The organism is Candidatus Falkowbacteria bacterium (assembly GCA_013336275.1).
Taxonomy (GTDB): Bacteria; Patescibacteriota; Patescibacteriia; order Patescibacteriales; family GWE2-39-37; genus JAAXUA01.
In genome coordinates this window covers 250,269-263,868 of record JAAXUA010000001.1, presented here as the reverse complement: position 1 = coordinate 263,868, position 13,600 = coordinate 250,269, and the positions used below count along the sequence as shown (strand labels likewise).

Genomic DNA, 13,600 nt, shown 5'->3' with positions numbered 1-13,600 from the left:
CCCAGGCGACACCCCAAATCGAAGGGTCGCCGGCCATGAGCTGGCTTAGGCGCTTAAGCTTCCAACTGCTTGTTTTTAGGCTTTGCACGGGTGGTTGCGGCACTGTGGGCCGGCGAACCGTCCTGCGGCTAGTCGTCTCCTTGGGCATGGTGGTATTTTATTGATAAAATAATTTGTCGCCGAAGCGCAGATCGATGTATTTTTTTTGCGCCAGCTCGGTTTTCTGTTCCTGCGTCATCAGGGATTCGAACTTGTTCACTTGGCGATCCAAGTCTTCCCTGGCGTTGAAAATTATTTTCGGTCCAGCCGTGATGCCGATGAAGCCGGAGGCGAAGTCGTTGCTGATTTCAAAATTCTTGATTCCTAAGCGGTTAGGCTTTTTTGCCAGTTTGTCATCGGCAGACATCACCGCGGTCAGAGAATTCCGCCCCTCCGCTAGTTGGCCGTCATTTATCTTCGGCTGGCCGACGTTATTTATCAGCGGCAATTTCTTTTCGGCGATTTCCTGGTCAGTGGTTTCGATGGCAGTGAAATCATCCTTGTTGACCAGGTATTTCTTGCCGTTCTCTTGCCAGGCAACGTGATAAGCCTTTTCTATCAGCTCTACCGATAGCCCGTGCGGCCAATCCTTCTTGATGGCCAATCCGCCCAAGACATAACGTTGCCTAAGCGAAGCCTCAAGCGCCTGCGTGTCGGTAAAGATCATGTTGCGTTCAGGGATGACCAGCCAGCGGTTGCCGTTCACTTGGCCCCAGACTAGATTTTCGACTTCTTGCTGGCTGATTTTTTTCGGCACGGCGACGGATAGGTTGACTATATCGAACCAAGGGCTGTAGCAGACGGCCCAGAAGGTGCCGCAAATGATAGAGACGACGACCATGGCTATGCCGAAGGCCTTGAGCAGGAGCCACTTATCCTGGGATTGGTGCTTTGCCTGGGCGTGCTTTTGGGAAAAAAAAGGATTCCGGTATTGCTTCCGGCTGTAGTCGATCTTTTTTAGTCGCTTTTCCCTCCTCATTGGCGTAAGCGTTTAGGCTTTAGGCGTGATGGCCTTGATGCGGCCGGGCAGATATTTTTGCAAGACTTTAGGAATGATGATAGAGCCGTCCGCCTGCTGATAGTTTTCCATGATGGCGATCATGGCCCGGGTAATGGCGATGGCGGTGCCGTTGAGCATGTGCACGTATTGCTTGGCGCCGTCAGCGGTCTTGTATTTGATATTCAAGCCGCGCGCCTGGTAATCGGTGCAATTGGAAGTGGAAGTGATTTCCGCCCAATCGCCGTTGACACCAGCCTGGTTCGGCTTGCCTGGCATCCAGGCCTCAAGGTCGTAGGTGCGGTAAGAAGGGCCGCCAAGATCGGCCGTGCAATGGTCGACCACGCGGAACGGGACGTCTAGACCTTTGAAGATCTTTTCCTCGACTTTCAGAAGCTCTTGGTGGATCTTTTCGCTTTGTTCAGGGGTGGTGTAGACGAACATCTCGATCTTGGTGAATTGGTGTACGCGGAAAACGCCTTTGGAGAATTTGGAATAGCTCCCCGCCTCGGTGCGGAAGCAGTGGGAAACGGCTACATACTTCTTCGGCAGCTCAGCTGCTTCGAACAGCTCGTCTTTGTGGTAGCCGCCCATGGTAATCTCGGCCGTGCCGATCAGGCTCAGGTCAGTATTCTCGATATTGTAAATCTGGGTCGATTCGCCGCGCGGGTTGAAGCCCAGGCCCTCCAGGACCTCCCTCTTGGCCAGGTCCGGGGTAATGACCGGAGTGAAGCCGCTCTTGGTCAGGATCTGCAAGGTGTATTGGATCAAAGCGAATTCAAGCAAGGCCAGTTCGTTCTTAAGATAATAGAATTTGGCGCCGGTGACTTTGGTAGCGCGATCGAAATCGATCAGGTCAAGCTTGGTGGCGAGCTCGACGTGATCTTTCGGCTCGAAGGAGAATTTGGTCGGCTCCTTGAAGACCGAGACGACCGGGTTGTCGTTCTCGTTGCTGCTGACGACGACTTGGGGGTGGGTCAGGTTAGGCACCTTGAGCAGCATCTCGCGCTGTTTGGCCTCAAGTGTTGCCAGCTCCTTTTCGAAAGTGGCGATGTCTTCGCCGACCGCTTTCATCTGCAGGATGATGTCTGGCGTCGGCTTGGCCTTGGAGACGCGGTTGCGTTCGGCACGCAGCTGGTCGATCTTGCCTTCGGTGCCGCGGCGTTCTTGGTCGGTGGCCAGCAAAGCATCGATGTCGATGTCGACTAGCCGGTTTTTGGTGTTGGCCTTGATCAGTTCCGCATTTTCGCGGACGAATTTGATATCTAGCATGGGTATGTTTAAAAGCTTAATTGAGCGATGTTGTTCAAGTCCCCGTCAAGGATGATCGGCTTCATGCCGAGCAACTCTTCTTTGTAGGATATTTCCGGTAACTGGTGCAGAAGCAGGATCGGCTTATCCAGGTGCAGCGCCAGACCCATCTCCATCAAGGTGTTGGCGCCAACGTAGCCAGGTATGCCGTTCTTCTCGTGATTCAAGACCAGAATGACGTCGGACCAGTCGACTTTGTTGAAGTGGGTCTTCATCGCCCATTTCTTGCGGTCCCAGACCCAGTCGGCCGGCAGCTCGCTTTTGCGCAAGGCATAATAATCCTGGACCGAGATGATATTGCCTTGATCGTCATGAAGCTTCGACGGCGGCAGATCGACTTCGTGGCCGAGAGCCTCTAGGACCTCCTTGGCACGTTCCATCTCTTCAAAAAAGGCGATGCTGCCGCAGATGGTTATTTTCATTTTATTCCCAGAAGATTAGTTTGTTAGTCACGAATATCATGAAGGCGGAGACTATTACCATTGCCAGGTATCCGCCCATGGTCGAAAGCGCTGGCAAGTCGATGATTTGCAGTAGGATTTCCATCTTAATCACAAAAAGTTCCAAGCAGATCCGCTCCGCTTGAGGGTGTTACTTTAGTCAAAAATAATTAGGTTAGTCCTATTATTTTAGGCTATTTTAGGCCTAAAGTCAAAGAGACTTGACAAAATAGCTAAAATATGGTATATGTTTAGGTATTTATCAAAACGCTCATTCACAAGGAGGCAGGTATGCCTAAAATAAATATCCGCCAGATTAAGATCGGAAAAGAAATCGTGTATTGCCGGATTTTTGAAAACAAAAAATCAGGAAAAAAGTGCACCAAATGCCGCGGAATCATCCCTGAAGGAGGAGAAATTTATAAACCATGGGACAAGACGTTCCGACAATGCCAGACGGGCGGATTTTGCTCGCTCAAATGTTTCGAGGCGAGACAGAAAGAAATTATCAAGAAGCGGGATTCTAATCCCGAACAAGCGCCGAAGATCGATGTCCTGCCCGGAATCACCGTTGTCAGCCGAGCGAGTATCGAAGTACTTTCTCCAAGGAAAGGAGATAAGCTGAAGCGCAGAGTGATCAACTACGCCACCGTCATAGACAATGGCACCTCCGGCAGATGCGAAGTCTGCAAATCTATCATCCACACCGGCCAGCTCCATTACCGAATAATCAACAAGGAGAAAAAACTGCATACCACCTCAATCTGCTCCATTGTTTGCCTCCAAGACAGGCAATAAAAAAGACCCGGTTCTATCCGGGTCTTTCTTTTTATCTGATTTCGACGATTTCGTATTTAGCTTCTCCTTTGGGGGTCTTGACCGTAACAGTGTCGCCTGGCCGCTTGTGGAGCAGCGCGCGTCCGAGTGGCGATTCGTTAGAGATTTTGCCCTCGAGCGGATCGGCCTCATTGAAGCTGACGATGGTGTACTCTTTGCTCTTGCCATCGATTTTGGCGATGACTACGGAACCTAGGCTGACCTCTTCTCGGCTTTCGTGGTTGTTCATGACAGTAACGTTCTTCAGAGTGGCGTCCAGTTCGGCGATACGTCCCTCGTTGAAGGCTTGGGCTTCCTTGGCGTCAGAGTACTCGGCGTTCTCGCTCAAGTCACCCATGTCTTTGGCCGTCTGGATGCGGCGGGCAATTTCCGGACGCTTGATCTTGATCAGGGTCTCGAGCTCGTTTTTCAGTTTGTCATACCCTTCTTGAGAGATGATTTGTTCATTCATAGAGTAGCCTTTCTTTTAATTTTATAAATCAAAATATACCTCATTACCTGCTATAAAGCAAGCGCGCTATCCCTCTCCTGGTCGATCAGCGCGGCGGCGATCAGGACAAGGCCGATGCCCAGGGGGTGGTTGAGGTATGGCGTGAAGACATGCACCGCCGCCAGAATTACGATGGCAATAGTCAGGCTGCCGGGAGGCAGACCGCCTTTACTATTATCGCGCCAATCCTCACGACCTATCTTGTACAGTAAAAATAGATAGGATAAAAGGCCAAAAATACCTAATTTTAGCCAAATATCAAGCCAACCCCACTCGAACGAACTGGTGGTGTAATTCCCTTCCGGATTCTCTTTGATGACTCGCGGATCCTGTGATTTGTAGGTGACCTCGGCACCGAATCCTTTGCCTAGAACGGCATTTGATTTTACCTGTTGCCACAGCTTAGGCAACAGCGCCCAGCGCGATCCGATGGCCGATTCGTCAGCATCAGTCAATCGCTCGGAAAAGAGGTCGGTCGCGCTGAAGCCCCCGGTCGGTCGGGGCCACGGGAAGGCGATGGTAGCGCCGATGATTGTGACGCTTAGAATGGTGGAAATAAAAACGGCAGCAAAGGTGAGTTTGAAAGAAAAGGCGAAGCGGCTCAGGAATGGCAGGGGCGCCTTGCCCAGGCCTGATAGCAGCCAGATGGCTAATGCTGCTAGGCCGGCAGCCGCGCCGACCCAAAAGCTGCGCGAAAAGCTCAGGAGGATGGTGCCGAGATTGAGCGCTAGCAGGCTTAAGATTATTTTGGATTGCCGTTCGCGGAGATAGGCGATGGTTTTCTTGCCGAAACCGCCGGCAGCCAGCCAGCACAGGGCGAAGAAGAAGGCGAAGAGATTATATATCTGCGATTGGATGAAGATACGGTAGAAGCCGCCTTCGATCTGCGTAATCTCGCCGACGCCGGTATCGCGAACCCAATGGTAGAGAGAGAAGATCAGGAGCGTCTGTCCGTGGGAAAAGATGTAAAGCAGGAAAAGTGTTTTGATCGAGAGCCAGGTGGTAGCCGCCCAGAAGACCGACCAGATTTTTTCGGCTAGGCCTTCGTTTCTCCTGATCCAGTAAAGCGGAAAGACTAAACCGAAATAGATCCAAGCGTTAGCATCCAGAAAGACGCCTCGGAGACTAGGTTGGTTGAGCCAGCCGTTGAGCGCGCCCCAGGCAATGAAGATAAACAAAGCCGCGAAAGCGAGTCCGAAACGCGATTTTTTGGCTCTCTGAATCATCGGCTTGAGGCCGCGTTCGTGCCAAAGATTGATGCCGAGACGGACAAGCCAGACAAGCATCAAGATCGACCAGAAAGCGATGCGGATTGAGATTTTGAAGCCGCCCAGCTCAATAAAATAGAGGTAGCCCTTTGAGCCGATGAAAAGCTCGGCCAAGACGATCAGGATGCCAGCTTCAAGCCGCCAAACAGCAACAGCCAGAAAGGAGGCTGCCAAAAGCCAAAAGGTCCAAGCGCTCATCTGCGGGATGGAGTAGCTGTAATAGGAAAAAAGCTCGGCCAGAAACAAAGCGGCTAGAACTTTCTTGAAGATGGAAAAATTATTGATCATAGTGATAGGAAACCTTGTCGCCGGCTTTTATCTTGTTCATCTGTGCCCAGCCGGCAGAGACCTCGAGGACATAGTTGACTGCTTCGCCGGATTCATAGAGTTTTTGCGGATTACTTCCCTCGGGTGGCAGATCGGGCGAGATTTTGGTGACCGTGTCATCCTTGATCCAGATGATGTCTAGCGGAAAAAGCATGTCCTTCATCCAGAATGTCCGAGGCGTGTACTCGTTGAAGACGAAGAGCATGCCCTGGTTCTGCTTGAGCGGTGCGTGGCCGGAAAGACCCTTGATGCGTTCGGCGCTGGTTCGCGCCAGCTCGATTTCGACCGTCTTTCCGCCGACCGTGAGATACGGCATGCCAGACCCCTGCTTGCTTGAGGCGCAGCCGGAGAGGATGAAAACAAGCGATAATATCGTGGCTAAACGGAGGTTTTTCATTATTTTTTCTCTTTGAATATCTTGCGGATGACTTCGTCGATATCGACCTCGTCGATCAGGATGTCGTCCACCGGCAGGTCGGAGGAGAGGATGCTGGTAGCGGCTTGCTTGACCTGGTCGCGTTCGACTTCGATCCAAGCCTCGTAGCGGTTGAATTTCTGGATATTGCCGAAAGGCTCAACCTCTTCCCTGGTAACGCCTTGGTCGTTGAAAGTGATCTTTAAGGTCTTGTAGGGGGCGTAGTGTTTGATCAGATCCTCAAGCAGGCCGTCGTAGCCGATCTGGCCGTGGTCGATGATGACGACTCTCTTGCAAAGCTCCTTGATGTCGTCCATGTAATGGGAAGTCAGGATGATGGTCGTCTTCTTTTCGCGGTTGTATTTCTTGATGAAGTCGCGGATGTTTTTCTGGGCGACGACGTCAAGGCCGATGGTCGGCTCGTCCAGGAACAGGATGCGCGGCTGATGCAGCAAAGCGGCGACTAGCTCGCACTTCATTCGCTGACCCAGTGATAGCTTGCGCACTTGGACGTCCAGGATGTCCTTGATTTCCAAGAGCGTGGTCAGCTCTTCCAGGCTGCTTTTGAACTCTTCATCCGGCACTTCGTAAATTTCCTTGTTGAGGATGAAACTGTCCATGGCTGGTAGATCCCACCACAGCTGATTCTTCTGTCCCATAACCAAGGCGAATTGCTTCTGGTATTCCTTCTGCCGCTTGTGCGGGGTAAAGCCCAGGACTTTGGCCTCGCCTGATGAAGGATGCAGGATACCGGAGAGCATCTTCAAGGTCGTGGTCTTGCCGGCGCCGTTGGGACCGAGAAAGCCGATCAGTTCCCCTTCTTCGATCGTCAAACTGATATCCTTGACCGCTTCGGTAACCAGCTTTTCGCGCTTGAACAAGCCCTTGATCGAGGCCATGAGCCCGGGCTGCTTCTTGTAGTACTCGTAGGTTTTGGAAAGCCCCTTTACTTCGATGATGGACATAATAGTATTTTAGGTGAATTGTTATCAAATGCCAACTCCTTCATATCGCTTCAGGCCGTAGTGCCAGACCGCCTTGATTCCGCCGTAAAGCAGTGCCAGCCAAATCAGCTCAGCCCCTAGGCCGTAAAGGCCGTCCAGAAGGGTTATTTTGCCTAGGTAGAGCTGTATCGGGATGAAGAAGGTGTAGACGAACGGAAAGAACATGCTGACTCTGACAAAGGCGGCTGGCAAGAGGCCCATGGGAAAGTAGGCGCCGGAGAGGAATTTACTGATGATGTTCAAGGAAAAATAGGTTCCGGAAATCTCGACGATCCAGAAAGCGAACAAGCCGATGATTACCGAAAAGAAAAGCCGGATGAAATAGGCGGCGCCCACCATGCACAAAAGTAACAGCAATACAGCCGGATCGCGGTTGAAGATGATGTGATCGCGCATCAGCCAGATCAGGACGGTCTCGATGCCGACCACTACCACGAAAGCGAAGACGATGCGGCCGATCGAAACCGAGGCCATATAGCGGAGATAGCTGATCGGCTTGGTGATGAAATTAGACAGCGTGCCCTGATGGATATCCTTGGCGATCTTTTCTTCGAAGCCGTAGTTCGAGGTGGCGAAGAGGATGAACCAGCCGATGACGACGTAAGTGATCATCTCGTCGTAGGTATAGCCCTTGATGATATCGGCGTTCTGGAAAATGACGGTCCAGACGACCACCTGCGAAACTACTTCGAAAATATGGCCGAGACTATAGCTGGCAATGTTGGCGCGGTATGCCAGATGGCGCTGGAACTCGTTCTTGAGTATGGTGATGTATTTTTTCATATGGTTATGCTCCGGTGCCTTCGTAGTTGCGAAGGCCGCGCTTCCAGGTAATCTTGATCAATATATAAAGCGCCGCCAGCCAGGCCAGCTCGATGGCCAGCCCTCGTATGCCCTGGGCGGTGGTAGCTTTGTCGAGATAGAGCTGCGCCGGAAAGAAGATGATATAGGCGAACGGGAAAGCCAGGCTCAGCTGGTAGAAAGCGGTGGGTAGGATGCTCAGCGGCGCGTAGCCGCCGGACAGGAAGCGGATCAGGACGTTGAAAAAGCTGTTAAGCCCGGCATTCTCGGTAACCCAGAAGGACAAAAGGCCGATCAGGATGGAGAGGAAAAGCCTGATGAAATAACCGATGAAGACTATCAGGATGATCAACAGGATTTTGGCCAAACTGGGTGGCGCTGAGATGAAGCCGTGGAATGAGATGATCAAGGCGGCCTGGACCACCACGCCGGAAAACAGGGCGAGCGATGCCCTGCCGATCGACAGGACGACCATATATTTCAAATAGCTGATTGGCTTGGTCAGGAAATTATTCAGGGTGCCGTCGCGGATATCACGGTTGACCACCGTCTCCAAACCGAAATTGGCAGTGAGAAAGGAAAAGAGCCAGCCGATGATGACATAGGTCATCATCTCCGGAAACGTGTAGCCGTTGACTACGCTGCTTGTCTGGAAGACCGCATACCAAATCGCCATCTGGAACAGGATGTCGAAAAGATTGGCTAGGCGGTAGCCCAGGATGTCGGTGCGGTAGGCGAATTGCCGGAGCCAGGAAGTCTTGATGATGGCAGCGTATTTTTTCATATTAGCTTGAAGCGCTGGAATAGGCTCTTAACCCTGCGTTGAAAATGGCTCTGGCCGAAAAGAAAAACGCCAAAGCGATTGCGGTCGCCGCCAGAAGCATCAGGTAATCCGCACCGAAGGCCAAGGCTCTGGCGGGAACGGTGGCCATGAAGGCGATCGGAAAAATCGTCGAAAAGAAAATCTTGATGAATTTGCCGTAAAGGATGTCGGTCGGATATTGGGCCATGCGCAGGAAATTTTCGAACATGATGTTGATGCTGCTGATTTCCGAGTACCAGAAGTATAAGGAATTGATAGCCAAAGACAAAGAGTAAAAGACGATATAGCCATCGAGAATCAGCAATGCGTAGACCCAGCCGCGTGTCAGAAGCTCGGCGGCCGGCAAGTGCAGATGGCCGATGGTGCTGGCGAAGATGTAGCCGGCTATGACCAAACGCATCAGGTCTTCGGGGTCGACGCGCCAGGTCGAGACTGAAAAAAGCGTATTGAGCGGCTGTATCAGAAAACGGTCAAAGGAGCCCATCAGGACATTTTTGCGAATGCCGGCCATATAGGCATTGGTCGTCCACATCATCCCCTCTACGATCAAGAATGAAGCTAGCACTAACATGGCTTGGTCATAGTTCCAGCCGGAGATATTGCTCGCGTATTTGTAGATAACCTTGATGAAGATGATCGAAAGCAGGCCCTGGGCGATGACTGAAATCGTCAGGATGAAGAAATTCAAAGGATAAGCCATTCTAGTCATGACTGAAGCGCGCATGCGGATGAGATAGATTTTTATATATCTAGATGCCATAGCCTTCGTAACGTTTTAGGCCTGAATTAAAGATCAGCCGCCCGGCGTACCAAAGAGCGATTACCCAAGCCAGTCCGAAGCCTAGCTCGACGACTGCCGCTGACGGGTCGATCCGGCCGGAAATTATCGATAACGGTATGAACAGGACGTATTTGAATGGCAGGAAGTCGGCGAGGTGCTGCAGGAATCCTGGTAGCAGGTCGATCGGTACGACCCTTCCGGAAAAGATTCCGGTAATCGTCCAAGACAGGAAGATGATGCCGAAGATGTTCTCTGAGTAAAAGGTCAGGGTCCCGATAAGGTAGTTGAAGAAAAAATCCATGAAACATGCGATCATGATAGCGATTAAGAATAGGAGAATCCGCGTTGCGGTGAAGGCGAGCTGGTCGCGGAAGTAATAAGCTACGGGAATGGCCACGGGCAAAGTGTAAATCGCGGCAATGATGATCTCGCCCGTATTCTGGAAAAATAATTTCTTAGAGTAGCTGATCGGCTTCAGGAGGAAATTCACCAGCCGCCCTTGGCTGATGTCCTCATTGATTTGGCGGGCCATGTCGTCAGAGGTGACGACCATGCCGAGCACTCGGCTGATAGCGAAATAGCATAAAAGCGTTGCCAGGGTGTAGCTTCCCACTTGGTTGCCCTGCTTGTAGATGGAAAGCCAAATATAGGCCATGACCAAAAAGCCCAATCCTTCGACGAAGAACCAAGCGAAGAAATTGAGGCGGTAGACCATGACTTTCTGCATGCCATTCTGGCAGACGATCCAGTATTTTTTCAAACCCGAAAAGGTTCTTCGGTTCTTGCTCATGATAATTTGTGTTTCCCCTTAATCAGCTCAACTGCGGCTTTGTATTTCTTGACCTGTGGCAGAAAGGGCAAAAGTTTGTAAGCGAATGAAGGCAGCCAGCTAGAGATAGTGCCGCCCGGCCAGATGCGGAAAAGCGGTCTGTCGATAAAGACGCCTTGCTTCCCTGCCTCGAGCATGGTCAGCCACAAGTCCCAGTCCTGAAGCTTCTTCACCGCTTCGTCCCAGCCCGATTGCGGAAAATCTGAACGGCGGATGAGGGCCATGGTGTGGATGAACGGGCCTTGCTTCAGCCGTTCGGGTGAGAATGGTCCGACCTTGAAGAGCTTGCTGCCCCAGTAGAATGAAGAATAGGCATAACTGGCAGCGGGATTGTCGATCAGGGTTTTCTTCATCGTCGCCAGTGCGTCCGGAACCAGCTCGGAGTCGGCATCGCAGAAGATCAGAAACTCGCCCGTGCTGGCTGCAAAGCCGCGGTTGCGGGCTGCTGGCGCGCCGGCGTTAGCCTGCTTCGAGAAGCGATAAGGTATCTGTGCCTGCTTGAATCTGCCATCGTAAGAGGCGAGCACGTCTTGGGTGCCGTCTTTCGACCCGTCGTCGACGACGATAACCTCGACATCTTTCTCGCTTTGGGCAATGATCGAATCGAGCGTCTGGCCGATCTTGTCGGCGCGGTTGTAGGCAGGAATGATTATCGAAATCATGAGGGGTTTATTTATTGATATAATCGTGGAATGATTTAGCCTTGTCGTTCCAGGTGAAATGGCGTATCGCCCTTTCCCTTCCTTGGGTGCCTAGCTTTTCGGCGTAGGCCTCGTCTTGGGTCAAAGTCTGGATCGCCTGTCTGATCTCGTTGGTGTCGTTAGGATTAACCAGAAGGCCGTTGAGGTCGCTGACCACCGCGTCCGGTACGCCGCCGGATCGTCCGGCGATGACCGGCTTGCCCATGAGATTGGCCTCGAGATAGACGATGCCGAAGCCCTCGAAGTCGCCGTCGATATCGCGGGCTGGCATGATGAAGAGACGGCAGAGCGAGAGCCAAGACCATTTCTCGGCATCGGTGATCTGGCCGGTAAAGATGATGCGTTTTTGGTCTTCTTCCGGCAAGGCGGCGGCCAGGCCTTTGAGATAGGCTTCATCCGGACCGGTGCCAGCAATGACGTAAATCAGCTTAGGGTCATCGGCGAAGAGCGCAGGCAGGGTCCGGATGACCATATCCATGCCTTTGCGCTTGACTAAACGGCTGAGCGACAAGATAATCGTTTTGCCGCTTAGTGAATATTTTGCCGATAGCGAATCGGTCATGAAACCGTCCACGGCCGGTACCTTGCCGATGCCGGGATTGACTATAGCTATTTTGGAATGGTCATTGAGTAAAGGCTTGGCTAGTTCAGCGACATAGCTATTGGTGCAGATAACCCTCTCGGCTCCGGCCAGGATGCGCTTGGCGAGCCAGCGCTTACGGGAGCTTCTCAGGGCAAATGGTACATCCATGCCGTGGAGTACGACGCTGTAAGTGCAGCCCAGGCGTTTGGATTTGATCCAGGCTACGGTGCCCAAGGGCAAGATCTGTCCGACGATGATGTGCTTGATCCCCTGCTCTTTTACGGCGTGCGAAAGAGCGCTGAAGGCAGGACGCCATTTGAAAAATGAAAGCTTGTTGTCGACGAGTTTGCCGTTCGAGTTATCAAGGACGGCCAAACCGTCCTGATCGGGCCAATGCCTGACAAGTTCTTCGTAATAATTCGAGACCCCGCCGAACTGCGGCGGATATTCGGTTGTGAAAAGCAGTGTCTTCATGAGGTTTGTTCCCCGCCCCCGCCTCGTTTGAAGGAAGAGACGATGCTTAGGATGTCTTCTTTGCGGAAAGCCCTGACGGCGAACAGAAGGCCGAAGTAAGCCAGGCCCGAAATGGCGACCACGAGAAAGACATTAAGATAATTTTTGAGCAGAGTCGAGAGAGCGCCCATGACGGCCGAGGCCAAGAGGACCTTGCCGGCCATGATGGCGACCTTGCGCCGGTCGTAGTTGGTGATGGCCGGAATTAGGCGCATCCCCAGGATGAACATCATGATATTGGAAACCAAGACGGCCACTGAGGCGCCGACAGCCTGGTATTTTGGTATAAGCGCGAGGTTGATCGCCGCGCTCGTTAAGGTGATGATGATCATATTGCGCGTGTTGGCGCGCTGCTGGTCGCAGGCGTTGAGCAAAGCGCCGAGAGCGAAGTTAAGAAAGCTGAAGACCAGGGCCGCGATATTCAGACGTAGCGGCCAAAGGGCGTTGGCATAGCTGTTAGTGAACAGTAAAAGTATCTTGTCGGCAATCGAGATGATGCCGATGCTGATTGGCATAGCGATAATCAAAAGATAATTCATGGCCCGCTCGAAGGTGATGGCCAGTTGTGAGCGGTTGTTCTGCCAGTAGGAGGCGAAGGCGGGATAAAGCGAGGCCGAGAAAGCGGCAGGCAGGAATTGCAAAGCAAAAATGATTTTGAAAGCGACTTGGTAGATGCCGACGGCCTCGTCTCCGGCCAACCTCGATAGAAGGACGGTGTCAAAATATGTATAGAAGCGCTGGGCGATGCCGAAGGTGGCGAAGGGCAAGCTGATCAAGATCATTTTCTTGGCCAGTTCACGGTCGATAGTCGGTCTGACTTTGACCTTCCATTTGCGGACAACGACGAGGTAAGCGTAAATGGTGTTGAGCAGGCTGGCCGCAACCAAGGCACCCATCTGCCATTCGACGCCGTAGCCGAGTTTAAGGGTGGCAAGTCCGGCGACCAGCACGATTATCTGATAGCTGACCGAAGCGACGCTTTCAAAAATCAGGTTGTGGAATCCGCGGCTCAGCGAAAAAAATGTCAGGGTGAAAGAATCGAGAATCATGCAGGCCGAGGCCAGATAGACGAGCATCTTGGTCAGTTGCGGATAGCCCATCAGATTAACCGAAGCGACCAAGGCGAGCCAGACTACCAGGGTCAGCGGCAGCTTGAGCCCGAGGATGTTGTTGAGGTACTGCCCTGCCCGCTCCGGATCTTTGGCCGTCTCACGGGTCGAGACGTTGGAAAAACCCAAGTCGATAAAAACGGCGAAGATGGTGGTGAATGAGAGTGCGAAGTAGTATTTGCCCAGGTCTTCCGGACCGAGAGCCCGGGCGATGATGACAAAATAGGAAAAAGATACTACCTTCTGGAGTATTAAGGCGAGGGTGTAATATGAGGTATTCTTTGCGATATTGACTACTTTTTGAGCCATAAGATTCATCAAAAAGCCCAAGC

At 52.1% G+C, this 13,600-nt stretch carries 15 protein-coding genes; 1 reads left to right on the top strand and 14 read right to left on the bottom strand.

Annotated features, from left to right (window positions below; genetic code table 11):
• Positions 1-157 precede the first annotated feature (157 nt).
• From HGA34_01305 to HGA34_01295, 3 genes are read right to left on the bottom strand one after another with little or no spacing between them, the layout of a single operon-like run.
• Entirely contained in the window at positions 158-1,018 is an 861-nt protein-coding gene (locus HGA34_01305) for a hypothetical protein (protein ID NTW22164.1), read from the bottom strand.
• 12 nt (positions 1,019-1,030) lie between these two features.
• Positions 1,031-2,308: a serine--tRNA ligase gene (gene serS / locus HGA34_01300; GenBank protein NTW22163.1), complete on the bottom strand. Its 1,278-nt coding sequence runs from the start codon at positions 2,306-2,308 to the stop codon at positions 1,031-1,033.
• Positions 2,309-2,316: 8 nt separating this feature from the next.
• Complete coding sequence (locus HGA34_01295) at positions 2,317-2,769, bottom strand: hypothetical protein (GenBank protein NTW22162.1); 453 nt, start codon at positions 2,767-2,769, stop codon at positions 2,317-2,319.
• Between the two features lie 309 nt (positions 2,770-3,078).
• Between HGA34_01295 and HGA34_01290 the strand changes: the two genes are divergently transcribed.
• The gene (locus HGA34_01290; GenBank protein NTW22161.1) at positions 3,079-3,585 is read left to right on the top strand and encodes a hypothetical protein; all 507 of its coding nucleotides are present in this window, start codon (positions 3,079-3,081) and stop codon (positions 3,583-3,585) included.
• A gap of 31 nt (positions 3,586-3,616) precedes the next feature.
• Here the strand turns inward: HGA34_01290 and greA are convergent, their stop codons facing one another.
• From greA to HGA34_01235, 11 genes are read right to left on the bottom strand one after another with little or no spacing between them, the layout of a single operon-like run.
• Positions 3,617-4,075 carry a transcription elongation factor GreA gene (greA, locus tag HGA34_01285; protein ID NTW22160.1) on the bottom strand — a complete coding sequence of 153 codons (459 nt, stop codon included), beginning with the start codon at positions 4,073-4,075 and terminating at the stop codon, positions 3,617-3,619.
• Positions 4,076-4,125: 50 nt separating this feature from the next.
• Positions 4,126-5,670, bottom strand: coding sequence for a hypothetical protein (locus HGA34_01280; protein ID NTW22159.1), 1,545 nt, complete (start codon positions 5,668-5,670; stop codon positions 4,126-4,128).
• On the bottom strand, positions 5,660-6,106 hold the full coding sequence (locus HGA34_01275) for a DUF192 domain-containing protein (GenBank protein ID NTW22158.1): 447 nt from the start codon (positions 6,104-6,106) through the stop codon (positions 5,660-5,662). The genes HGA34_01280 and HGA34_01275 overlap by 11 nt, the downstream gene beginning before the upstream one ends.
• The gene (locus tag HGA34_01270; protein ID NTW22157.1) at positions 6,106-7,083 is read right to left on the bottom strand and encodes an ATP-binding cassette domain-containing protein; all 978 of its coding nucleotides are present in this window, start codon (positions 7,081-7,083) and stop codon (positions 6,106-6,108) included. Before HGA34_01270 ends, HGA34_01275 begins: the two co-directional genes overlap by 1 nt.
• 30 nt (positions 7,084-7,113) lie before the next feature.
• Positions 7,114-7,911, bottom strand: a complete 798-nt coding sequence (locus tag HGA34_01265; GenBank protein NTW22156.1) for a hypothetical protein — start codon at positions 7,909-7,911, stop codon at positions 7,114-7,116.
• A 4-nt stretch (positions 7,912-7,915) separates the two neighbouring features.
• Positions 7,916-8,713: a hypothetical protein gene (locus HGA34_01260; GenBank protein ID NTW22155.1), complete on the bottom strand. Its 798-nt coding sequence runs from the start codon at positions 8,711-8,713 to the stop codon at positions 7,916-7,918.
• Position 8,714: 1 nt separating this feature from the next.
• Positions 8,715-9,512: a hypothetical protein gene (locus HGA34_01255; GenBank protein NTW22154.1), complete on the bottom strand. Its 798-nt coding sequence runs from the start codon at positions 9,510-9,512 to the stop codon at positions 8,715-8,717.
• A complete protein-coding gene (locus tag HGA34_01250) occupies positions 9,502-10,323 on the bottom strand; it encodes an ABC transporter permease (protein ID NTW22153.1) in 822 nt (273 codons plus the stop codon). The genes HGA34_01255 and HGA34_01250 overlap by 11 nt, the downstream gene beginning before the upstream one ends.
• Positions 10,320-11,024, bottom strand: coding sequence for a glycosyltransferase family 2 protein (locus HGA34_01245; protein ID NTW22152.1), 705 nt, complete (start codon positions 11,022-11,024; stop codon positions 10,320-10,322). Before HGA34_01245 ends, HGA34_01250 begins: the two co-directional genes overlap by 4 nt.
• 7 nt (positions 11,025-11,031) lie before the next feature.
• On the bottom strand, positions 11,032-12,120 hold the full coding sequence (locus HGA34_01240) for a glycosyltransferase family 4 protein (GenBank protein NTW22151.1): 1,089 nt from the start codon (positions 12,118-12,120) through the stop codon (positions 11,032-11,034).
• Positions 12,117-13,577 (bottom strand): flippase, encoded by a 1,461-nt coding sequence (locus HGA34_01235; GenBank protein NTW22150.1) that lies wholly within the window; start codon positions 13,575-13,577, stop codon positions 12,117-12,119. Before HGA34_01235 ends, HGA34_01240 begins: the two co-directional genes overlap by 4 nt.
• Between the last annotated feature and the right edge of the window lie 23 nt (positions 13,578-13,600).

What these genes read in the sequence shown, in the direction of transcription:
- HGA34_01305 (NTW22164.1), bottom strand. Translation starts at nt 1,018, where the DNA reads ATGAGGAGGGAAAAGCGACTAAAAAAGATCGACTACAGCCGGAAGCAA.
- serS (NTW22163.1), bottom strand. Translation starts at nt 2,308, where the DNA reads ATGCTAGATATCAAATTCGTCCGCGAAAATGCGGAACTGATCAAGGCC.
- HGA34_01295 (NTW22162.1), bottom strand. Translation starts at nt 2,769, where the DNA reads ATGAAAATAACCATCTGCGGCAGCATCGCCTTTTTTGAAGAGATGGAA.
- HGA34_01290 (NTW22161.1), top strand. Translation starts at nt 3,079, where the DNA reads ATGCCTAAAATAAATATCCGCCAGATTAAGATCGGAAAAGAAATCGTG.
- greA (NTW22160.1), bottom strand. Translation starts at nt 4,075, where the DNA reads ATGAATGAACAAATCATCTCTCAAGAAGGGTATGACAAACTGAAAAAC.
- HGA34_01280 (NTW22159.1), bottom strand. Translation starts at nt 5,670, where the DNA reads ATGATCAATAATTTTTCCATCTTCAAGAAAGTTCTAGCCGCTTTGTTT.
- HGA34_01275 (NTW22158.1), bottom strand. Translation starts at nt 6,106, where the DNA reads ATGAAAAACCTCCGTTTAGCCACGATATTATCGCTTGTTTTCATCCTC.
- HGA34_01265 (NTW22156.1), bottom strand. Translation starts at nt 7,911, where the DNA reads ATGAAAAAATACATCACCATACTCAAGAACGAGTTCCAGCGCCATCTG.
- HGA34_01260 (NTW22155.1), bottom strand. Translation starts at nt 8,713, where the DNA reads ATGAAAAAATACGCTGCCATCATCAAGACTTCCTGGCTCCGGCAATTC.
- HGA34_01255 (NTW22154.1), bottom strand. Translation starts at nt 9,512, where the DNA reads ATGGCATCTAGATATATAAAAATCTATCTCATCCGCATGCGCGCTTCA.
- HGA34_01250 (NTW22153.1), bottom strand. Translation starts at nt 10,323, where the DNA reads ATGAGCAAGAACCGAAGAACCTTTTCGGGTTTGAAAAAATACTGGATC.
- HGA34_01245 (NTW22152.1), bottom strand. Translation starts at nt 11,024, where the DNA reads ATGATTTCGATAATCATTCCTGCCTACAACCGCGCCGACAAGATCGGC.
- HGA34_01240 (NTW22151.1), bottom strand. Translation starts at nt 12,120, where the DNA reads ATGAAGACACTGCTTTTCACAACCGAATATCCGCCGCAGTTCGGCGGG.
- HGA34_01235 (NTW22150.1), bottom strand. Translation starts at nt 13,577, where the DNA reads ATGGCTCAAAAAGTAGTCAATATCGCAAAGAATACCTCATATTACACC.